Below are 22,377 nucleotides of genomic sequence, written 5' to 3' on the forward strand. Positions count from 1 at the left end.
TGCCGATTTCGTGGTTGGCGATACGGCGCGCAGCGCGCTACGGCAACAGTCCTCGCACGAGCATCGCTGGCCGCCCTAGGGTCCGGGAATGATGCGGATCGTGGGCGATTGTGAAAGAGAGACAGGCGGAATGGTGAAACATGACGTGGTCGTTGTCGGGGGAGGGCCGGCGGGGATGATGGCGGGCCTCCTGCTGGCCCGGGCTGGTGTCGACGTTCTGGTGCTGGAGAAGCATGCCGATTTCTTCCGCGATTTCAGGGGCGATACGGTACATCCTGCAACAATGGAGATCCTCGATCAGCTCGGCTGGCTGGATGACTTCTTGCGTCTCCCGCACAACCGGGTCGATAGTGCCGAGTTCACTTGGGAAGACCGGACCTACAGTCTGGCCGACTTCTCCCATCTACGCACGCCGGCTCCTTTCATCGCCATGATGCCGCAATGGGACCTGCTCGACTTCCTGCGCGATAAAGCACGAGCTTTTCCCGGCTTTCATCTCGCGATGTGCGAGGAGGTTACCCAGCTTGCGCAGGAAGGCGGGCGTGTCACCGGTGTCGTTACCGCAGCTGGCGAGGAATTTCATGCTCGAAGGCTTGTCGTCATGGCAGACGGCCGATCCTCTCTGGTTCGTCGCAAGGGTCTCCTGCCCCTGCATGATCTTGGCGCGCCGATCGATGTCCTGTGGTTCAAGGTGCCCAAGAGCGTTTCCGGCAGCCGACTACGCGGACAGATAAAGGGCGGACACATGCTCGTTCTGTTCGAACGCGGCGATTACTGGCAATGCGCCTTCGTCATCGCCAAGGGGCAAGCGGCGCGCATGATGACACAGCCAATTGCGGACTTGCGCGCGCTGGTCGCCGCCGCGGCGCCGGAACTGCCCGATCTGGAACGCGCATTGTCGGATTGGGACCAGGTCAAATTGCTCAGCGTGTCGCTTGATCGGCTGGAAAAGTCGTATCTGCCGGGGTTGCTGGCAATTGGCGATGCGGCGCACGCAATGAGCCCGGTCGGCGGCGTGGGCATCAATCTGGCCATTCAAGACGCGGTCTGCGCGGCCAATGTCCTGGCCGCACCGCTAGCCGCGGAACGCGATATCGATCACCTTCTGAGCAAGGTCCAGGCAAGGCGCGAACTGCCCGGACGCGTCGTTCAGGGCGTGCAGAAACTGGCGCACGAGGTGGTAATCGAACCAATCCTGAAAAGTCAGGACGGCAAGCCCCGCGAAGCCCCCTTGCCGCTAAGGCTTGCCGACCGGTTCAGCCGCTTGCGACGTCTGCCTGCGCGTCTCATCGGGTACGGTTTCCGGCGTGAACGCCTGACAGCGCCATGCGCGGCGGAACATGCAGGCTGATACGAAAAACCCCCGTCCCGAAGGACGAGGGCATTTCAAATACTCAGTTGCGGTGGGGATTTAGCCCCAATTCGCCATTTCCTTCTCGAGGTTCTCGACAATCGCTTCGAAGAACTGTTCGGTGGTCATCCAACTCTGGTCCGGACCGATAAGAAGCGCAAGATCCTTGGTCATCTTACCGCTTTCGACAGTCTTGATGCAGACACGTTCCAGCGTTTCCGCGAACTTCACGACGTCCGGCGTATTGTCGAAACGACCGCGATAGATAAGGCCGCGCGTCCATGCGAAGATGCTGGCGATCGGGTTGGTCGACGTCGCCTTGCCCTGCTCGTGCTGTCGATAGTGACGGGTGACGGTGCCGTGCGCAGCTTCCGCTTCTACCGTCTTGCCATCGGGCGTCATCAGGACCGACGTCATCAGGCCGAGCGAACCGAAGCCCTGCGCGACCACGTCCGACTGCACGTCGCCATCGTAGTTCTTGCAGGCCCAGACAAACTTGCCGCTCCACTTGAGTGCCGATGCGACCATGTCGTCGATCAGGCGGTGCTCGTACGTGATCTTCGCTTCAGCGAACTTGTCCTTGAATTCATTGTCGAACACTTCCTGGAACAGGTCCTTGAAGCGGCCGTCGTATTTCTTGAGGATCGTGTTCTTGGTCGACAGGTACACCGGCCATTTGCGATCAAGGCCATAGTTCATGCAGGCCCGCGCGAAGTCGCGGATGCTGTCGTCGAGGTTGTACATCGCCATGGCGACGCCCGAACTCTGGAATTCGTAAACGTCGAGGTCGATGTTCTCGCCATTTTCGCCTTCGAAAACCAGGCGCAGTTTGCCGGCGCCGGGGATCAGCGTGTCCTTGGCGCGATACTGGTCGCCGAATGCGTGACGACCGACAACGATCGGGTCGGTCCAGCCCGGCACCAGGCGCGGGACATTGTCGATCACGATCGGTTCGCGGAAGACCACACCGCCCAGAATGTTGCGGATCGTGCCGTTCGGGCTGACCCACATCTTCTTGAGGCTGAATTCTTCGACGCGTGCCTCGTCCGGTGTGATGGTGGCGCATTTCACGCCAACGCCGTGTTCCTTGATGGCGTTGGCGGCGTCGACCGTGATCTGGTCTTCCGTTTCGTCACGCTTTTCGATGGAGAGATCGTAATATTTCAGATCGACGTCGAGGTAAGGCAGGATCAGCCGTTCGCGGATCCACTGCCAGATGATTTTCGTCATTTCGTCGCCGTCGAGCTCGACGATCGGGTTCGCAACCTTGATCTTGGCCATGGGTATCCTGTTCGTTCGAATTGAGGTTGCGCGCGCCATAGCAGAGCGCGGGGCGAGGGCAAGGGAGGGGGCAGGATAGACTTTGGCCGCTGGCGCTGAGAAGGCTCGGCTTGCTCCATGCGCAACCGATCTGGCGTGGGACCAGGCGATAAAAATGCTTTGGCTGGACACTGTCTGCATGCTCAGAGCCTTGCCCTGACGGTTTCTAAACTCGATAGTAACCATCGCAGCATAGGGTTTGCGGGCACTTCCAATCACCTGAATGATCAGATCTAACTAGGCGACGCATGACTATTGTTCCGGTAATTCTATGTGGCGGAAGCGGCACTCGGCTCTGGCCGCGAAGCCGGAAGGCGATGCCGAAACCCTTCCTGCCTCTTGTGGGCGAGAGAACGCTTTTCGAAGCGACCCTCCATCGCTGTGCCGATCCCGAAGTGTTTGCCCGCCCGATCGTGGTTACGGGTGCAGAACATGTCGAGCATGTCGAAGCGCAGTCCGCCCCCGGCACTGCGATCATCGTCGAACCTGAAGCGAAGAATACTGCAGCAGCGATCGCGCTGGCGGCATACCGGCTGCCGAAAGACGCCATAATGCTCGTTTGCCCGAGCGATCATCACATTGCCGATTTACAGGCGTTTACCGATGCAGCCACGAGCGCAGCGTCGCTTGCGAGCGATGGCTGGCTCGTCGCTTTCGGTATCGAGGCGAGGAAGCCGGAAACCGGATTTGGATATATCAAATGCGGCGCACGGCTTGGTGATCGTTCCTACCGTGTAGAACGGTTCGTGGAAAAGCCGGACCTCGCGACAGCCAGGTCTTTTCTCGCGCAAGGCGATTACCGCTGGAATGGGGGTTTGTTCGCCATCGTCGCAGGGAAATTTATCGAAGAACTGGCGTCGCATCGACCGCAAATTGCCGCCTTGGTCGAGCAGGCGGTTCTCAGTGGCCGCGACGAAGGCGGTCACTTTCATCCGGATGCGGAGGCGTTTTCCAAGGTCAGCGGCGAAAGCATCGACTATGCAGTGATGGAGAATACCGACAGGGCCGCGGTGGTGCCGGTTGATATGGGGTGGTCGGACATCGGCAACTGGGTGGCGCTGCGTGAAGCATGCGCAAGCGACGACAATGGGAATGTCGCGCCAAGCTCGGCGGAATTGATCGATTGCCGCAATGTGATGGTGGAGAGCGACGGCCCGCGTGTATCGGTCGTTGGGCTGGAGAATGTCACTATTGTCGTTTCGAACGGCGAAATACTGGTGACGAGCGATGCCGGGGCGCAAAAAGTGGGCAATCTGGCCGGTGCGAAAAATCAGTAATGCACGCTCGCGATTGAGCGGATTTCTACCGTGAATCTTTTCGAAACCTGCCTACTATCCCGCTGATAAAACGCGTGTAATGGGGTGAGGCACCTGGGTCCGTCTTTTTCGCAACGGTCCATGCCTTATGATCGATAAATCCCTGTTTATGAGCTCTGTGGCTGGCGTCTTGTTCGGGATGTCGGGCCAAGGCAATCGACAGCTCACATCTGGAATATCGCTCTTGATCGAATGATGGATCGGTGGGAACATAAGTGGAACATTGGTTAGGCCGATTCGTATCCACTTGATGTCACATGCTCAGAATATCTCACCGCCTCAACACACTCCTCTGGCTGGGGGAGTGGACGCTCTGCGTGCTTCGGAACTTCCCGTTGCCGTGGGGAATGGCGCAGACGAATGGTCTCCTGATCTGCAGCTTCCGCATTCCATGTGGGAAATCTTCGGCAGCATGGACGATGTCGCCGGTGACGCGCTGGCACTTGCTTTCGCTCAGAAACATTGTGCTGCCGGCGGCGAAGGCTGGCGGTGGCTTTGGGTTCAGGATGCGCGCAGCACCCGATCTTCGGGGCGCCCGTTTCTTCATGGCCTGCCGCCACCGTTGCGCAGCGGCTTCATTCATGTCGAGGCAGGTAGTGCGGCCGATGCCTTATGGGCAATGGAAGAAGGCGTAAGATGCGGCGAACTGTCCTTCGTCATCGGCGAGATCGTGGGCGATCCCAAGGTGCTCGATTTCACGGCCATCCGTCGGCTCGTGCTGGCGGCGGAACGCAATGGCGTGATGCTTTACCTGTTGCGCCGGGAAGGCTTTGCGAATCTTTCCGCTGCCCGGTTGCGCTGGCGGGCTACCGCTGCGCCTTCGGCATTGCACCGCTGGAACAGTATGGCACCCGGTGTGCCGCGCGTGCGCGCCGAATTGTTTCGCGGACGCGGCCTGAGGCCCGGGCAGTTTTGGCTCGAACATGGCGTGGGCTCGCATGAACCGGATCATAGTCTCCTTGTGGTTCCCGACCTTCGCGATCGACCGGTGGAGCCGGATTACCGCGCAACAGGGTGAGGAAGACGATCTGCGACAGCCCATCGTGCTGGTGAGCGACACGGCACATGGTCCCGTCATCGATGCCGTCAGCCGGATGGCCATGGCTGCTGGTGCGCAGTCCGGCATGCGCCTGGCCGATGCGCGAATGCTGGCACCCGAACTGGTGGCCATTCCATTCGATCACGAAGGCAACCAGCGCACGTTGGGAAAGCTGGCGCTTGCAACGCAGCGCTGGGGGCCCTGGAGCATGGTGGACGGTTACGATGGCATATTGCTCGATAGTTCGGGCAGTGCACATCTGTTTGGTGGCGACGGTCCGATGCTGACGAGGATCGAAACGTTTTTTCTGAGGCAAGGTTATCAATGCCGTATCGCCTGTGCGCCCAATAGCGGAACTGCCTGGGCGCTTTCCCACTATGCGGAGAATCGTTCGGCCATCGCCATGCCGGACGATCTGCCTGAAGCGCTTGCGCCTCTGCCTGTTGCTGCCCTGCGGCTCAATTCGGAAACCAGACTGTTGCTGGCCCGGCTCGGGCTGAAAACCGTTGGCGACTTGATGGAAGTTCCGCGTGAAAGTCTCGTCCGGCGCTTCCGCAATCGTCGTTCCGCCGAAGCCAATCCCCTGGTCAGGCTCGATCAGGTGCTGGGGCGTAAGCATGAGCCGCTCGTCCCGCTTATCGAGCACCCACCATTCGGGGCAGAGCGCCGACTTGCCGAGCCGATCCTTCACCTCGAGCCGCTGCAGCATATCGTGGGCGATATTACGCATGACCTCATGCGTATCCTGGAACAGGCCAAACATGGCGTGCGCAGACTGTCGCTGCGTCTGTGGCGGGTGGATGGCGAAGATATGTACCGAACGCTCGAACTGGCTTCGCCGTCACGCGATCCCGATCATATCATTCGTCTGTTCGCACAGCGGCTGGACGATGTTGAAGCCGGATTCGGCATCGATCAGATCAGGTTGACTGCAATATGGACCGAGCCGCTGGATGGCGCACAGGATACGCTCGACAAGCCCGATACCAGCGGCACGGCGCTACCGGTTCTGATCGACAGGCTGGTTACGCGCCTGGGCAGGGACAGGGTGGCACAATTTGTTCCGCATAGCAGCCATTGGCCCGAACGCTCACAGCGGGTGGCAGCGCCCGGCAAAACGAGCGCCGCAGTGCAATATGATCTCGGTTTCAACCAGCGCCCGCTCAAGCTGCTGGCCCGTGCCGAGCCGATCAGTGTCATCTATGCCACTCCCGAAGGTCTGCCCCGGCGCTTTCGCTGGCGCGGCGGGCTGCACGTTATTGTAAAGGCGGAAGGGCCGGAGCGGATAGCACCCGAGTGGTGGAGACAGCGGGCGAATGCGCGATTGCGTGATTATTACCGGATCGAGGACGAGGCCGGGCGCCGTTACTGGATCTATCGTAACGGCCTGATCGGTGACGGGCGAGGCGGGCCGCCCGACTGGTATCTGCATGGATTTTTCGCCTGATGCCCGATCAGCCGCTCACCCCTGATCGCCGAACGCTTGCCCGATTTTCCGACAAGGAATTCGTCGGCAACCCCCGCGCGCAATTCGTCGAACTGGGGATCACCAGCTGCTTCTCGTTTCTGCGCGGCGCGTCCGATGCGGTGGATCTGGTCCTGACCGCATTCGCGCAAGGCTACGATGCCATCGGCATCGCCGATCGCAATACGCTGGCGGGGGTGGTGCGCATTCATACCGAAGCCAAGACGGCCCGGATGCGTCCGGTAATCGGATGCCGGATCGTAACTGTCGAGGGCTGGCATTTTCTCGCCTATCCGACCGACCGCGCCGCCTACGGACGGCTTACCTCACTGCTGTCCAGGGGCAAAATGCAGACTCTGGAAGGGAAATGGCAGGACAAGGGCGAGACGCACATCGATCTCGCAATGCTGGCCGACCACGCAGAAGGCATACAGCTGATCCTCATCCCCCCGAACATTCTCGATGAGCGGTTTATGGCTGAATTGCGCAAGCTTGCCGTACAGCTGCCGACACTCCGGCATCTTGCCGCCGCCTATCTCTACTCCGGCGACGACATTGCGCGTATCAACCAGCTCGATACGCTGGCGCGAAGCACCGGCCTCACCATCCTTGCCACCAATGACGTGCACTATCACGTCCGCGACCGGCGGCCCTTGCAGGATGTGATGACATGCATCCGCGAAAAGACGACGATCGATGGTGCGGGCCTTTTGCTTGAGGCAAATGCGGAACGTCACCTCAAACCGCCGGAAGAAATGGTCCACCTGTTTGCCGAATGGCCCCATGCCATTGCCGCGGCGCGTGACGTGGCCGATGCGAGCACGTTCGACCTTGAGGAGCTGTGTTATGAATACCCGGACGAGCCGATCCCCAAGGACCGTTCGCCGGATGCGTATCTTGCCGAACTGGCCCGGCAGGGCGCACAGGCCCGTTACCCTCGTGGTGTTCCGGCCAAGGTAACACGCCTGATCGATTATGAGCTCGATTTGATCGGCAGGCTCGGCATCGCACGCTACTTCCTGACCATCAGGGACATCGTCGATTTTGCGCGGACCCGGGATCCGCCGATCCTGTGCCAGGGACGCGGCAGCGCGGCAAACTCCGCCGTCTGCTACTGTCTTGGCATTACGGCTGTCGACCCGGACGAGCACGAATTGCTGTTCGACCGCTTCATCTCCGAAGAGCGCAAGGAGCCGCCGGATATAGACGTCGATTTCGAACACGAACGGCGCGAGGAAGTCATCCAGCATATTTATGATCGCTACGGTCGTCACCGCGCCGGGCTGTGCGCAACAGTAATTCATTACCGTCCGCGTATGGCCATTCGCGAAGTCGGTAAGGTTATGGGACTGTCCGAAGATACCACGAGCGTGCTCGCGCGGACCGTCTGGGGCAGCTATGGGCGAGAAATTGCAGAAAAGCATGCGCAAGAAGCCGGGCTCGATATGCGTGATCCCCACTTGCGCCGTGTTCTGAAGCTGACTGAGCAGATGATTGGCATGCCACGCCATCTCTCGCAGCACGTAGGCGGTTTCATCCTCACCCAGGGCCCGCTGGTCGAAACCGTGCCAATCGGCAACGGTGCCATGCCGGATCGCAGTTTCATCGAATGGGACAAGGACGACATAGACGCCCTGGGCATTCTGAAGATCGACGTTCTGGCGCTGGGGATGCTGACCTGTCTGCAAAAGGGTTTCGACCTGCTGCGCGATCATCATGATCGTGATCTGACGCTGGCGACCGTCCCGCGCGAAGATGCCCGTGTTTACGACATGCTGGTGAAGGGGGACAGCCTGGGCGTATTCCAGGTGGAAAGCCGGGCGCAGATGAACATGTTGCCGCGCTTGAAGCCGCGCCAGTTTTACGATCTCGTCATTCAGGTGGCGATCGTACGTCCCGGCCCGATCCAGGGGGATATGGTACATCCCTATCTCAAACGGCGGCGGAAGGACGAAGCCGTGGTCATTCCAAAGCCATCCCCCCTTCATGGCCCGCCGAATGAACTCTCATCGATCCTCGATCGCACTTTGGGCGTGCCGATTTTTCAAGAGCAAGCGATGAAAATCGCACTTGATGCCGCAAAATTTTCCAGCACCGAGGCAAATCAGCTTCGCAAGGCGATGGCGACCTTCCGCAGCCGCGGCATGGTCGATGAATTACAGGACAAGATGGTCGGTCGGATGATCGCTCGTGGCTATGACCCGGACTTTTCAGAGCGCTGCTTCAACCAGATACGCGGTTTTGGAGAATATGGGTTTCCGGAAAGCCATGCGGCCAGTTTTGCCCACCTCGTCTACATTTCAAGCTGGATGAAATGCCATTATCCGGCTGCGTTTGCCTGTGCATTGCTCAATTCACAGCCGATGGGTTTTTATGCCCCTGCGCAAATCGTACGCGATGCGCAAGAGCATGGCGTGGAAGTACATGCGGTTGATGTCAACGAAAGCCACTGGGACAACACGCTCGAGCAGTGGGAAGGTAAATCTCAACCACCCATGCGGTTGGGGTTTCGCCAGATCGACGGACTGACGGAGGTATCGGCCGCGCGGCTGGTTGCGGCACGCGATGCAGGAGGTCCGTACGATAGTGTTGTCGAACTCCGGGAGCGTACGAAGCTTTCGCCCGGCGTTATCGAAAGGCTTGCTGCTGCGGACGCGTTTCGCTCCATGGGGCTCGACCGGCGACAGGCGTTGTGGGGTGCGCGCGCACTCAAATCGGTAGACGATCTGCCTTTGTTCACTGCGACCGCTGTTCGGGACGAAGGGGCGGAAATCGTGCATCATATGTTGCCGCTGATGCCATTATCCGAACATGTCGTGGCCGATTATCAGACCGCCCGACTGAGCCTGAAAGCGCATCCCATGCAATTTTTACGCAACGGGATGCATGATCGCGGGGTTACCGCAAATGCGGACCTGCGTCGGAAAAATTTCCGTAGCCGAGTGAAGGTGGCCGGTGTCGTGCTGATCCGCCAACGCCCCGGCAGCGCCAAAGGGGTGTGTTTCATCACCTTGGAGGATGAGACGGGGGTTGTGAACCTCGTGGTGTGGCCGGATGTGATGGAGCGATATCGCAAGGTCATAATGAGTGCGCGACTGATGGAGGTTACCGGCAGGGTCGAGATGGACGACGAGGTGCTCCACGTCATTGTATCGCACATAGACGATGCGACTTGGCGATTGACCGAATTGAGTGATGACCTGATCGCACCCCAGATGTCGCGAGCCGACGAAGTCAATCGGCCCTTGCGAACCATGAGCGCGGCAAAGCGCAAGGTCGAGATATCACCCGGTCCGGGGAATGCCGATAGTGCATCTCACCAATCAAGAGGAGCGTTGCGTGCGCCGCGGCCGTCGCATCCCCGCAACGTCCGCATCCTGCCCAACAGCCGCGATTTTCACTAGCCGGTGATCAACCGCGGCCGATGCTGGTGTAGGCAAATCCCATGTCGCGCATATCTGCCGGCCTGTAGATGTTGCGTAAGTCGACCATCACCGGCGATTTCGCCAAATCCATGACGCGCTTCAAATCGAGCGCGCGGAATGCATCCCATTCGGTAACGATTGCGATGGCATCGGCGTCTGCAATAGCGGCATACGGGTCTGCGACCATTTCCACCTCTGGCATCAGCGGCTTGGCCTGTTCCATGCCTTCCGGGTCATATGCTGCCACATGCACGCCCGCGTCGGTGAGGGTCTGCGCAACCGCGATCGCTGGCGAATCCCGCATGTCATCGGTGTTCGGTTTGAAGGTCAGGCCCAAGAGAGCGACCTTTTTCCCACGCGCGTCGTTCAACCCGCCAATCGCGTCGAGCACCTTGCGGCCCATCGCGCGCTTGCGGCTCTCGTTCGCCTTGACCACCGACTCAACGATCCGGGTGGGGCTGTCGTAATCCTCCGCCGTCTTGAGCAGGGCGAGCGTATCTTTCGGGAAACATGATCCTCCATAGCCGGGGCCAGCGTGAAGGAATTTCGAACCGATGCGATTATCCATTCCGATGCCGCGGCTCACGTCCTGCACATTCGCGCCAACTTTCTCGCACAAATCTGCCATTTCGTTGATGAAAGTGATCTTGGTGGCAAGGAATGCATTCGCCGCATATTTGATGAGTTCGCTCGTGCGGCGCCCCGTGAAAAGGATCGGCGATTCATTGAGGAACAAGGGGCGGTAGACTTCACTCATGATTTCGCGCCCGAAATCTTCTTCAGCACCAATCACGATACGGTCGGGGCGTTTGAAATCGCCAATTGCCGCACCCTCGCGCAGGAATTCAGGATTGGAAACTACTGCGATGCGATGCGGTGTCCCGCTGTTCTTGAGGATCCGCTCAACCTCGTCCCCGGTGCCGACGGGTACGGTAGATTTGGTCACGACCACGGCGTCGCCAGCCAGATGCTCGCCAATCTCCTCGGCCACAGCGTAGACGAAGGAAAGGTCCGCATGACCATCGCCGCGCCGACTAGGAGTGCCGACAGCGATGAAGATGGCGTTGGCGCCCTTGATCCCTTCGGCCAGACTTGCGGTGAATGTCAGGCGGCCTGCCTTCGCGTTCGACGTTACCAGATCGGCGAGACCCGGCTCATAAATCGGCATGATACCGTCATTCAGACGATCGATCTTCGACTGGTCCTTGTCGATGCAAACCACGTCGTGACCGAAATCGGCAAAACATGCTCCTGAAACCAGGCCCACATAACCCGAGCCCACCATTGCAATCTTCATATTCTCACCTTGCTCGAAGCTGTATCCTGCCGGCCCTTCAAGATCCTGACCAATTTCCCGCGCAATGCCCTGCTTACATATACAGCACAACAGCCTTATCGCAGGCCGAGACTCCATTGCCCACAAGCCCTTTGCATAAGCAATCGGATCAGCTAAGGGCGCGGCATGATATATTGTCACGCTAAAAGTCGAGGGTTAGCGCGCGGTGGACGCCGCTCGCTATCTCACCTTTGGTGTGCGTTGCTCGCGCTTTTCGTATTAGCGCAGAGTTTCATCGTCCAAACCCATTTCCATGAAACCCTCCAAGTCACCGCGCACACGCAAGGTACAATTGTCGCGCCGATACAAAAAGAACGGGACGACGACAGCCGATACGCCGGCCAGGATAGCTGTGCGATTTGCCGGGAGACAGGACAGTCGGGCCTCTATCTACTGCCCCCTGCAATACTGTTCTCTGCAGTGGAAACGAAAGAGCATTGGTCGCGCTGGCTGCCGATTGGCGAGTTTCGTTTGCCTACTCCGCCTGTCGGGTGGTTGGGGCGTGCCCCTCCTCAGTAACTCCATGTAAAATAACCGGCTATTCGCGCTGCGCGCCCGCTTTTGGCTGCAGCCGCGTCGTTTGTCGGTCCTTATCTTTATCGGAGTTATTTGAATGCGTTTTACTTTACTGACCTGCGCCGCGGCCGCCGCTCTCATCCCCTATGCGGCCATAGCCCAAGAAGCCTCATCTTCCGATCAGCAAGAGCCGGAAGCTCCGACGAGGACGTCCACCGAAAGGGGTGGAGACGATTTTCATAACGTGATCGTAGTTACAGCACCGGGTCTTGATCGCTTAGATGTTCTGGCAGGCACCTCCGTCGTCGATGGAATGGAGCTTCAGCGCAACCAGAACGGGCAATTAGGTGAGGTTCTGGCCAAGCTTCCAGGTGTGTCGGCGAGCGGTTTTGCGCCTGGTGTTTCGCGTCCCGTACTCAGAGGTTTCGGCGGTGAGCGCGTCCGAGTTCTGACGGACGGCATCGGTGCCATCGACGCTTCGAGTACATCCGATGACCACGCCGTTACCGTGGAGCCCCTGATCGCCGAACGCATCGAGGTACTTCGCGGGCCTGCAGTGCTGCTTTATGGAAGCCAGGCGATCGGCGGCGCTGTGAACGTCATCACAAAGCGAATTCCGCCACGCGTCCCGGATGAGCCCGTACATGTCGACGCAATGGCCGGCTTCGATACTGTCAGCAACCGGCGCGAAGGCGGCCTTTCGGTCGACGTGCCTGTTGGTGACAATCTCGCATTCCATGTGGATGGATCGTATCGCAACACCGATAATCTCGAGATTCCCGGATATGTAGCAACCGATCGCCTTCGCGCCCAACTCCTGGAATCTGCTGCGGAAGAGGAGGCTGAAGGTCATCTCGATGAGGCGGAGGAACTACGGGAAGGGGCGAACGCACGCGGAACTTTGCCGAATAGCTGGACGGAAACCTACACCCTGGGAACGGGTCTTGCTTATTTCTCCGGCAACAGCAGCCTTGGCGTGTCTTTCGACTACTACGACACGAATTACGGCATACCGGGCCTGCCAGGCGTAGGACACGTGCATGAAGGTGATCATGATCACGATCACGAAGAAGAGGATGATGATCACGCGCATGGCGAAGAAGGGCCCGTTTCAATTGGCATGAAGCGGTACCGCGCCGATCTGAAAGGCGTGCTAGATCTTGGCGACGGCTTTTTCGACGAACTGCGGACACGGTGGGGATACAGCGATTATACGCACACCGAGTTTGAAGGAGACGACGTAGGAACCGTATTCGATGTCGAGGGCGTCGAAGGCCGCGTGGAGCTTGTTCAATCGCGCCGTGGAAACCTTCAGGGTTCGGTCGGCGGTCAATACTCGCATACCAATTTCTCCGCCATCGGCGAAGAAGCTTTCGTGCCCAGCAACACGACCGATAGTTTTGCTTTGTTCACTGTGCAGGAGCTCGATTTCGACAGGTTCGAAGTGGAACTCGGTGCTCGCTATGAGCACACCGGTGTCGACGCTTCGGATTCGATCGGCGTATCCCGCGATTTCGATACGTTTTCCGGAGCCATCGGCGCATCCTATACTCTTACGGATGGCGCGGTGGGCGATCTGCGAGCAGGGGTCAATCTCTCGCGAGCAGAACGTGCGCCTTCCGCGCAAGAACTATTCGCCGACGGTCCACACGTCGCAACGCAACAGTTCGAAATCGGCAGTCCTACTCTAGGAACTGAACGCTCGTGGGGCGTGGAAGGCTACGTCCGCGGTAACCTTGGCCCGGCTCTTCTGAGTGCGAGCGTCTACAGGAACTGGTTCAACGACTTCATTTTTCTTTCCGATACGGGTGCGGAAGAAGACGGGCTGGAGGTGTTTCAGTTTCTGCAGCAGAATGCGGATCAGTTCGGTATAGAAGCCGAGGCGAGCATGCCCGTTTTCGAAACCAATGACTTCAAGCTGCTTGCGGATGTTCGCGGCGACTATGTCAGGGCCACTCTGGCAGATGGTTCTCCGGTACCTCGCATTCCGCCCCTGAGCCTTTCCGGTGCACTCGAAGGGCAGTTCGAACACGTCGATGTCCGCGCAGAGGTGGAATGGTTCGATAAACAGGACCGCGTGTCGGAACACGAAGCGCCAACGGATGGGTATACCTTCGTAAATGCTTCTGTCGCGTGGCACCCATTCGAGGGGGCGGACAACCTGACCATCCTCGCGCAAGTGGACAATATCTTCGATGTCGAAGGTCGGCGCCATACGAGTTTCACGAAGGAATTCGTGCCTCTGCCCGGCCGGAATTTCAAACTGACCGCTCGTTTGAGCCTGTAAGTCCGCACGAGACCGCGCATGCCGACGCCTGGATCACGGGCGTCGGCTTTCCTTTCCCTGCAGACATTCCTCAAAGGAAGAGACCGGATGCAATTCAGCAATTCTCCACATCGCAACCTGCTCGATGGAATGGCGATTGCCGGATCCGCACTCTGCCTGATTCATTGTCTCGCCTTGCCACTCATCATCGCGTGGCTGCCCGCGCTTTCGGACTGGTTGTCCTGGCCGGAAAGCGTGCATCTCTGGATACTGCTCGCGGCATTGCCTCTGTCGTTCTTTGCCCTGTGGCGTCATGCACTTTGCGAAGGTAGAAAAGTGCCGTTTCTTCTCGGGATGGCAGGACTTGCCATTATGGCCAGCGCCCTTCTCATCGAGGCATCTCCCCTTGAACCATTCGTGACGAGTATTGGTGCCGCGCTGCTGGCGGCAGCGCATATCCTCAATTGGCGTGGAAGGCGTTCGTGCCACGAAGGGGAGTTACGCCAGTAAGCTCGCAGTCAATGTCGGCAGGCCTCGACAGGGACGCAATTAGCTGCTGCAAGCCCTCCGATAATTCACTTACTGAAAGCGAACGAATGGCCGATCTGTCGCATATCGATAAACATGGGCGCGCACGAATGGTCGATGTTGGCGACAAGCCGGTTACAGCCCGCAAGGCGTCAGCAACCGGGATTGTGACGTGCCAGTTGCTTACGCTCGATTTGCTGAAAGAAAGCAAGGTTCCCAAGGGAAACGTCATCGGCACGGCCGAATTGGCAGGTGTCATGGCAGCCAAACGAACGGCCGACCTCATCCCCCTGTGTCATCAGATACCGCTTTCGCAGGTCGATGTTACAATTACTGCCGACGACACATTGCCGGGTTTCGCAGTCGCGGCAACGGTGCGAACGGAGGGACGGACCGGTGCCGAAATGGAAGCGCTAACGGCGGTATCCGTCGCGTGCCTCACATTGTTCGACATGCTGAAAGCGGTCGACAAGGATATGACGATCGGTGGAATACGCGTGACTGCGAAAGAAGGCGGCAGGTCCGGCGATTGGCAACGCGCGTGATCAACTGCGCTGCCAGAGTGCAAGACCATCGCGACGACGTTCGATATTGCCACTCGCTCCTACCGGTTCGCATCGGCCATCGGTGAGAAACGCGATGGTTTCGCCGTCATCGGCAGGAACCTTGGCCAAGGTACGTGATCCATTCGGCGTGAGTGCCACGATCACGCCGGATTTTGGAGAGCCGGCGCGGTCATAGTGCACCGTGTAAGTCTCTATAACGGCGGGGCCCGCATAATCTTCGTCGATGGGCGGAACTTCGCCGCGCCTGCCGTCGGCTTCGGTCTGATAATCGAAATCTTGCGGGAAATGCGCACCCGTTGGCGCGCCTGACAGCATGATGGCGTGATTGTGGGTGGCATATCCACCATTGGCGAACAGTAAACCTCGACCGTCGGTCCCGCGCAGTTTTTCGGCCATGGCGACCACAGCATGGCTCATATAGTTCCCGATCGGTCCTCCACCGAACGTCAGGCCGCCAAAAACCGTAACCGGTTTTTCGATCGGCCAATCCAGCACCCTGCGTGCCATCTTCGGAACACAGGGGAAGCAACTGTAAAGCTCTACATGAGCGAGGTCATTCGTGCCGATCTCGTTCAACGCCATCGCCCGTTCGATCGAGGTCGCCAGGCTGGGTGATTGGTCAAAGCGGTCGCGAGCAAGGAAGTTGCCGCTTTCGTGTGCAGCCGCACCATAGCCGATATGGACGAGCCGCTCATCCGGAATGCCGCGCCTTCGCGCTTCCGCTAGAGATGTTACGATAAAAGCTGCGCCCTGATTGACCGAGGAATTGGCCACCTGAAGCTTCGTATAGGGAAACGCGATGGGCCGGTTATTCTCGCTGGGCTCAACGACAGCCTCAGCCTTTACCGGCTTGCGTATCCACGCCCCGTCACTCTCCGCGGCCACCTCGCTCATCAGGGCCCAAATCGCACCGCTTTCTGCCTGCCCTTCTGCCAAGCTCAGGCCATAGGACGCCCGCCCGGCGTTTTCGTAAAGCGGATAGACATCCGTGGGTACGACAAGACCGTAGCTCTGCGGATAACCATGCCGGACCCGATGGCTCGCATCGCGAAGCGCGTTGGGTTTTTCGCCACCCTCCGGCTTCTTCAAAGCGGTGAGATGGCCGGCAGTTCGCAACGCTTCTCCACCTGCGATCGCACAGATTTTCGCTTCTCCGCGACCAATACGATTTGCGGCCTCGTGCAGGAGCAGGATGGGGCTGTCGCCATTAGGCAGTGCGGTCTGCATCCGGTGAGCCGGGTCGATCCCGAGGTCCTTCGCAACCTTCGCGTCGACCGGATTGAGCTGAGGCCAAGCGAGTTGGGCAACCACGGAAAGGGAATCGCAATCGACCAAAACGCCGCTGCCCGCATCTGCATCTGCGCGGCGCAGGGCGCGTGTCATTAGACCCACTGGATCGAGACCATCGGCCGGCGTCTCGGGCCGATCATTGATCTGGCCAACACCGATAATTACGGGCGTAGTTTCGGGGTCCTGTCCGGTCATAAAAGCGCTCCACCTGCCGCCATGCCTAGCAAGCAATCTGGTGCCTGCAACTGGAAGGTGAGAGAGCTGGCTGGGGTGGCAGGGATCGAACCTGCGAATGTCGGTACCAAAAACCGATGCCTTACCACTTGGCTACACCCCAGCAGGTGCGCGCCCCTATAGCGTGTCGTGCGCGGAAGGGAAGGGGTGGGATGTGGAAATGATGAGGGTGCCAGACCCGCGGCTGGATATCGGGCAAACGTCCTCTCCTCGATTACTTGGAGGAGAGGACATTTGCGCCCTCAGGCGGCGGCGCTTGCCGCGGCCTAGATATTCTTGCCTTCGAAATCGCTGGACGAATGCCGTTCGCTCAGCTGTTCGTTGTCTTCACCCCAGGTCTTGTTGACGATACGCCCACGGCGCACGGCTGGCCTCTCGGCGATCTGCTTTACCCACCGCTCGACATGGGTGTACTCATGGATCGAGAGGAATTTGCGCGCTTCGCCGTAAATGCCGCCAGTGACGAAGGGGGACAACCACGGCCAGCTTGCAATGTCGGCGATCGTATAGTCCTTGCCACCGAGATATTCGCTTTGGGACAGCCGCTTGTCGGCAACATCGAACAGGCGCTTCGTTTCCATAGCGTAGCGGTTGATCGGATATTCGAACTTTTCGGGTGCGTAGACGTAGAAGTGGCCGAAACCACCACCGATGAACGGGGCGCTGCCGACCTGCCAGAACAGCCAGCTCAGCACTTCTGCACGGGTGGTGTCAGTCGGAAGGAAGGCACTGAATTTCTCAGCTAGATGAAGCAGGATTGCGCCGCTCTCGAAAACTCGGATCGGTTCCGGTCCACTGCGATCGAGCAACGTGGGGATTTTCGAGTTGGGGTTGAGGTTGACAAAATCTGATCCGAACTGATCACCATCCGAGATGCTTATCGTCCAGGCGTCGTATTCCGCACCGGAATGACCCGCTTCCAACAGTTCCTCGAGCATGATGCCAGCCTTCACGCCGTTGGGCGTCGCCAGCGAGTAAAGTTGGAAATCATGTTCGCCGACGGGAAGTTCCTTGTCTTCCCGGGCACCCGCCGTCGGTCGATTGATGCTGGCGAAGCGCCCGCCATTCTCGGTGTCGGGTGCCCAGACTTCGGGCGGGGTATAGGTGGGATCAGCCATTGTGTTCTCCTGTGATGCGATGGCTAAGCCAGCCTTCGGTTCACCGCAAGGTGGGGAACCGGACTGCCCGTCCCACTGTTCTTCCCTTCGCCATGACGAAGCTCATCTATGTCGACGACGACCTGCCTGGAATCACCCGCAAGGGTGCTGGGAAGGGATGGGCCTATTACGATCCCAAAGGTAAGCTTATCGGCGATGCAGAGGAAAAGCGCAGGCTCAATGCTATCGCTCTTCCGCCGGCTTATGTCGACGCCTGGTTCTGCCCCGCGCCGAATGGTCATATTCTCGCGACCGGCATCGATGCCAAAGGCCGCAAACAATATCGGTATCACCCGGATTTCCGCACCACGCGAGAAGGCGAGAAGTTCGATAGTTGCGTTACCTTCGGCAGCCTGCTTCCTCTCGTCCGAAAGCGTGTAGAAAGCGATCTGCGCGGGCATAACCTCACCAGAGAGCGCGCCATCGCGAGCGTCGTGAGGCTGCTCGACCTTGGTGCGATCAGGGTTGGGAACGAAGGGTATGCAAAGGCCAACAAGAGTTTCGGTGCCACCACCCTGCGTAATCGCCACGCCGAACTGACCGGGAAGACCTTGCGGCTTCGCTACAAGGGGAAGGGCGGCAAGCTGCAGGAGGTTACCCTGTCCGATGGCAGCCTGGCACGAATGGTGCGCAAAATGCAGGATTTGCCAGGCCAACATCTGTTCAAATATGTCGATGACGATGGCGACCAGCACACGGTCGGATCGAGTGACGTCAACGAGTATCTGCGCGAAACCATGGGGCAGGATTTCACCGCCAAGAACTTTCGCACCTGGCACGCAAGCGTCAGGGCGCTGACCTGCGTTTATGAGGGCGATGGCAAGTTGCCGATGAAGCAACTGCTCGAATGCGTCGCTGACCATCTGGGCAATACACCCGCGGTCACAAGAAAAAGTTATATTCACCCGGCGGTGTTCGAAGTGCTCGAAAATCAGATCGAATGGCGCGAAGAGCTTCGCCTGCCACGCGCGACACGATGGTTAACACGCGAAGAACGCGGCCTGATCGACCTTCTGCAGAACAGTCCCAGCGCGAGCACCCTGCTCGCCGCCTAGGGCCGAAAATCTCAAAATCATTTCGTAATTTCGGTAGGTTGGGCTAACACTCTGCCATCGACGGAGTGGAGCTGTCGACGGTTCGCATATACGTTGGGGTTTATTGCGGACACCCATGTCTGCCGGAAGCTTGTCATCATGCATCGCCTCGCAAATTTCGATGTCAGCCGACAGTTTCTTACCCGTAAGGGCAAGATTACGGCTCAGATCGTATTCGGTACCTTGTGCGGTGCAGCGATGATCGGGCTCCGGACATTGTTCGATATGTGGGCGCCATCTTCGGGGCCCTTTGCTCTGATATATCCGACAGTGCTGCTATCGACGCTCTATGGCCATTGGCGCGCCGGACTGGCTGCTTTTTGCGTAACATTTGCGTGGGCCTGGTTCTTCGTCCTCCCAGTGCAATCCTCGTTCTTTTTTTCGGACCCCACCGATCCCGCTCGTGTCTTCCTGAACGCAGCAAGCGCGCTGGTCGTTCTGATTTTTGCCGAAGCGTTCCGCAGGGCAGCACACGCCACGCTGACTGAAATTCGCCTGCGGGCGGATCGTCGCTTGACCCTGCTTGCAGACCTCGAGCACCGAACAAAGAACAATTTTGCGTTGGTTGCCAGCATGCTGGAATTGCAGAAACGGCGCATTCCCCATCAGGAATTGCATGCGCCGCTCGATGACGCAGTGGGGCGTGTTCGAACCTTTGCGGATGCCTATTCCGCTCTCGCGCTCGAGCAATCGGACGATCCCAGCGTCGATATGAAGCCATATCTCGACTATCTGCTCAACCGGATCGAAGCGTCCAGTCTGCCACCTGCGGTCAAGCTGTTCCGCGAAATCGACGCAGCCACTTTGTTACGGGAGGAGGCGGTCGCCATAGGTCTCTATCTGAACGAAGCCGTCTCGAATGCCTGCAAATATGCCTTTCCGAACGACCGAAGCGGTACGATAGCAGTGTTCTTCCATGTGCGGGAGGGGGGGTGGCGGTTCACCATCGAAGACGATGGTGTCGGTGATGCCGCGATATCCCACCCAGGTGGGGGTCTGGGAAGCCAGCTCCTGACGGCATTCGCCGCTCAGGCGAGCGCAACCCACCATGGCGGGCCGGTTCTCAATGGCTATCGCAGTGAAATGCGAAAGGTTCTTGAAACCGAGGTTGCGTAGAGTAGCCTAAAAGGATACCGCACCAGCCATGCATCTGGCCGGTAGCAAAATTCGGCAGTGGCGCGAGGCGCATCACCCCCCGCTTAGTGCGGACGAATTCGGTATGCGCTACGGCCAACCAGCGCCTTGGCCCAGTCGAACCGTCTACGGCTGGGAGGCGAAGGGTAAGATTGCCCGTGCGTCGGTCCAGAAACGCCTCGCTGAACTGGGTATTTGCAAGCCCGCCGACTGGCTTGAGCCGGCTTCCGATAATCCCGACGAGAAAGGCCCCGCGTCAATGAGCGGTACCGAAACGCCCCCCTTCTTCGACCTGCATACGCATGGGTTTGTCAGAATTGCCACCAGCACGCCGAAGGTGCGCACGGCGGATGTCGAGTATAATGCTCAGGGTATCGTTGAGCAGGCGCGCATGGCGGATGCGAAGAACGTCGATCTGCTCCTCTATCCCGAACTTTCGCTATCGTCTTACGCTCTCGATGACCTTCATTTGCAGTCGGCGCTTCTCGACGCTGTCGAAGCGCAGGTTGAAGCGATCATAGATGCGTCGCGAACCTTGTCGCCCGTGCTCGTGTTCGGCGCTCCGCTGCGCCGCAATGGGCGTATCTACAACTGTGCGCTTGTGGTTGGGCATGGGGAACTGCTGGGCGTGGTGCCGAAGAGCTACCTGCCGAATTATCGCGAATACTATGAAAAACGGTGGTTCGCCCATGGTCGCGAATGCATCGGTCTAACCATCCGTTGCGGTGATCATGAGGTGCCGTTCGGCACCGACCTTACATTCGGCGCGAGCGATCTGCCGGGGTTTATCTTTGGCATCGAAATCTGCGAGGATTTCTGGGCGCCCAACCCGCCCGGAATCATGGCAGCACTCGCCGGCGCGACTATTCTGCTCAATCCGAGCGCATCGAACATAACCATAGGCAAGTCGGACGAGCGCCATCTGCTGAGCCGTGCCAGTTCGAGCCGCCTGGTGTGCGCCTACGCCTATTCCGCCAGCGGACACGGAGAAAGCACGACCGATCTCGCGTGGGACGGGCAGGGGATGATCTACGAACTCGGTGACCTGCTGGTCGAAAGTGTTCGCTTCGATCTCGATCCCGAACTCTGCATCACGGATGTGGATACTCAGCGCATCCTGTCCGAACGCATGCGGATGCAGACGTTCAACGATGCCGCCGAGGCCGCAGGTCGGCCCGAGGACTGGTATCGACGTATTGCCTTCGAGCATCGTCCGCGGGGAGGGGATAAAGGGCTTCAGCGCCCCATACGGCGCTTTCCGTTCGTCCCCAATCGTGCGGACAAGCTGGACGAAGATTGTTACGAGGCATTCAACATTCAGGTCGATGCGCTGATGCGCCGCATTGATGCCACGGATCCCAAATGCCTCGTGATCGGGATTTCGGGGGGGCTTGATAGCACGCATGCCCTGATCGTGGCTGCCAAGGCGATGGACCGACTTGGCCGTCCACGGACAGACATTCGCGGATATACTCTGCCAGGCTTTGCCACCTCGGATGGTACGAAGGCCAACGCCTGGCGGCTCATGGAAGCGTTCGGCATTGCGGCCGAGGAAATCGACATCCGTCCCACCGCCACGACCATGCTCGAGAACATCGGCCATGCGTTTGCCGACGGGCACCCGATCTACGACACGACTTTCGAGAACGTGCAAGCGGGGTTGCGGACAGATTATCTCTTCCGCCTGGCCGGTCAGCATGGCGGCTGGGTGATAGGGACCGGCGATTTGAGTGAACTTGCACTGGGATGGTGCACCTATGGCGTCGGCGATCACATGAGCCATTACGGTGTTAACTCGGGCGTACCCAAAACCCTTATCCAGTACCTGATCGGCTGGACGAGCCGGACGAAGCAGTTCGACGACGGGGTTGAACAGGTGCTCGGCGATATCCTCGATACCGAAATCAGTCCGGAGCTCGTTCCTGCGGGAGAAGACGGCGAAATCCAGAGCACGCAATCGATCATCGGGCCTTACGAGCTTAACGACTTCTTCCTTCATCACATTATTCGCTGGGGCCAGAAACCCAGCCACGTCGCTTTTCTCGCTTGGCATGCCTGGAAAGACGCCGAGCAAGGTCTTTGGCCCATAGGTTTTCCCGAAGATGCGAAGAACGAATATGAACTGGCCATCATTGCAAAATGGCTGCGAAATTTTCTGAAGCGCTTTTTCGGTTTCAGTCAGTTCAAGCGAAGCGCCTTGCCGAACGGGCCAAAAGTTTCCGCGGGCGGCTCGCTCAGCCCACGAGGCGATTGGCGGGCACCCAGCGATGCCGTTGCCGACATTTGGCTGGCCGAATTGGACGCTGCACTTCCACGGGACGACGGCTGACCATGCCGGTA

General features: G+C 58.8%; 15 protein-coding genes and 1 tRNA gene. 11 read left to right on the forward strand and 5 right to left on the reverse strand.

Annotated features, from left to right (window positions below; translation table 11 throughout):
* Nucleotides 1-130 precede the first annotated feature (130 nt).
* Nucleotides 131-1,351, forward strand: coding sequence for an FAD-dependent oxidoreductase (locus ACIGGE_RS11475; protein ID WP_397490423.1), 1,221 nt, complete (start codon nucleotides 131-133; stop codon nucleotides 1,349-1,351).
* A 60-nt stretch (nucleotides 1,352-1,411) separates the two neighbouring features.
* Here the strand turns inward: ACIGGE_RS11475 and ACIGGE_RS11480 are convergent, their stop codons facing one another.
* Nucleotides 1,412-2,632 carry an NADP-dependent isocitrate dehydrogenase gene (locus ACIGGE_RS11480; protein ID WP_103023265.1) on the reverse strand — a complete coding sequence of 407 codons (1,221 nt, stop codon included), beginning with the start codon at nucleotides 2,630-2,632 and terminating at the stop codon, nucleotides 1,412-1,414.
* A 287-nt stretch (nucleotides 2,633-2,919) separates the two neighbouring features.
* On the opposite strand from ACIGGE_RS11480, the gene ACIGGE_RS11485 reads away from it, so the two are divergent.
* The 4 genes from ACIGGE_RS11485 (at nucleotide 2,920) to ACIGGE_RS11500 (ending at nucleotide 9,895) form a co-directional block, all read left to right on the forward strand.
* A complete protein-coding gene (locus ACIGGE_RS11485; protein WP_397490424.1) occupies nucleotides 2,920-3,948 on the forward strand; it encodes a mannose-1-phosphate guanylyltransferase in 1,029 nt (342 codons plus the stop codon).
* Between the two features lie 343 nt (nucleotides 3,949-4,291).
* Nucleotides 4,292-5,005, forward strand: coding sequence for an ImuA family protein (locus ACIGGE_RS11490; protein WP_397490425.1), 714 nt, complete (start codon nucleotides 4,292-4,294; stop codon nucleotides 5,003-5,005).
* The gene (locus tag ACIGGE_RS11495) at nucleotides 4,926-6,473 is read left to right on the forward strand and encodes a DUF6504 family protein (RefSeq protein WP_397490426.1); all 1,548 of its coding nucleotides are present in this window, start codon (nucleotides 4,926-4,928) and stop codon (nucleotides 6,471-6,473) included. Before ACIGGE_RS11490 ends, ACIGGE_RS11495 begins: the two co-directional genes overlap by 80 nt.
* Nucleotides 6,473-9,895 (forward strand): error-prone DNA polymerase, encoded by a 3,423-nt coding sequence (locus ACIGGE_RS11500; protein ID WP_397490427.1) that lies wholly within the window; start codon nucleotides 6,473-6,475, stop codon nucleotides 9,893-9,895. Before ACIGGE_RS11495 ends, ACIGGE_RS11500 begins: the two co-directional genes overlap by 1 nt.
* 7 nt (nucleotides 9,896-9,902) lie before the next feature.
* On the opposite strand, the gene ACIGGE_RS11505 is transcribed toward ACIGGE_RS11500, so the two are convergent.
* Nucleotides 9,903-11,213 carry a UDP-glucose dehydrogenase family protein gene (locus ACIGGE_RS11505; RefSeq protein WP_397490428.1) on the reverse strand — a complete coding sequence of 437 codons (1,311 nt, stop codon included), beginning with the start codon at nucleotides 11,211-11,213 and terminating at the stop codon, nucleotides 9,903-9,905.
* A gap of 652 nt (nucleotides 11,214-11,865) precedes the next feature.
* On the opposite strand from ACIGGE_RS11505, the gene ACIGGE_RS11510 reads away from it, so the two are divergent.
* The 3 genes from ACIGGE_RS11510 to moaC all read left to right on the forward strand — a co-directional run bounded on the left by ACIGGE_RS11510 (nucleotide 11,866) and on the right by moaC (nucleotide 15,107).
* The gene (locus ACIGGE_RS11510) at nucleotides 11,866-14,055 is read left to right on the forward strand and encodes a TonB-dependent receptor (RefSeq protein WP_397490429.1); all 2,190 of its coding nucleotides are present in this window, start codon (nucleotides 11,866-11,868) and stop codon (nucleotides 14,053-14,055) included.
* A gap of 87 nt (nucleotides 14,056-14,142) precedes the next feature.
* Nucleotides 14,143-14,544: a MerC domain-containing protein gene (locus ACIGGE_RS11515; protein ID WP_397490430.1), complete on the forward strand. Its 402-nt coding sequence runs from the start codon at nucleotides 14,143-14,145 to the stop codon at nucleotides 14,542-14,544.
* An 86-nt stretch (nucleotides 14,545-14,630) separates the two neighbouring features.
* Nucleotides 14,631-15,107, forward strand: a complete 477-nt coding sequence (gene moaC / locus ACIGGE_RS11520) for a cyclic pyranopterin monophosphate synthase MoaC (protein WP_375246181.1) — start codon at nucleotides 14,631-14,633, stop codon at nucleotides 15,105-15,107.
* Here the strand turns inward: moaC and ACIGGE_RS11525 are convergent, their stop codons facing one another.
* The 3 genes from ACIGGE_RS11525 to yghU form a co-directional block, all read right to left on the reverse strand.
* Nucleotides 15,108-16,613, reverse strand: a complete 1,506-nt coding sequence (locus ACIGGE_RS11525; RefSeq protein ID WP_397490431.1) for an acetyl-CoA acetyltransferase — start codon at nucleotides 16,611-16,613, stop codon at nucleotides 15,108-15,110.
* A gap of 67 nt (nucleotides 16,614-16,680) precedes the next feature.
* Nucleotides 16,681-16,755 (reverse strand) — tRNA-Gln (locus ACIGGE_RS11530).
* A 163-nt stretch (nucleotides 16,756-16,918) separates the two neighbouring features.
* Nucleotides 16,919-17,770, reverse strand: coding sequence for a glutathione-dependent disulfide-bond oxidoreductase (gene yghU, locus ACIGGE_RS11535; protein WP_397490432.1), 852 nt, complete (start codon nucleotides 17,768-17,770; stop codon nucleotides 16,919-16,921).
* 92 nt (nucleotides 17,771-17,862) lie between these two features.
* On the opposite strand from yghU, the gene ACIGGE_RS11540 reads away from it, so the two are divergent.
* From ACIGGE_RS11540 to ACIGGE_RS11550, 3 genes are all read left to right on the forward strand, one after another.
* Complete coding sequence (locus tag ACIGGE_RS11540) at nucleotides 17,863-18,864, forward strand: DNA topoisomerase IB (protein WP_397490433.1); 1,002 nt, start codon at nucleotides 17,863-17,865, stop codon at nucleotides 18,862-18,864.
* Between the two features lie 138 nt (nucleotides 18,865-19,002).
* Nucleotides 19,003-20,019: a sensor histidine kinase gene (locus tag ACIGGE_RS11545; protein ID WP_158246595.1), complete on the forward strand. Its 1,017-nt coding sequence runs from the start codon at nucleotides 19,003-19,005 to the stop codon at nucleotides 20,017-20,019.
* Nucleotides 20,020-20,296: 277 nt separating this feature from the next.
* Nucleotides 20,297-22,366: an NAD(+) synthase gene (locus ACIGGE_RS11550; protein ID WP_397490759.1), complete on the forward strand. Its 2,070-nt coding sequence runs from the start codon at nucleotides 20,297-20,299 to the stop codon at nucleotides 22,364-22,366.
* The last annotated feature ends 11 nt before the right edge of the window (nucleotides 22,367-22,377 follow it).

Source organism: Qipengyuania sp. NPDC077410 (genome assembly GCF_044543405.1).
GTDB classification, from domain to species: Bacteria; Pseudomonadota; Alphaproteobacteria; order Sphingomonadales; family Sphingomonadaceae; genus Qipengyuania; species Qipengyuania pacifica.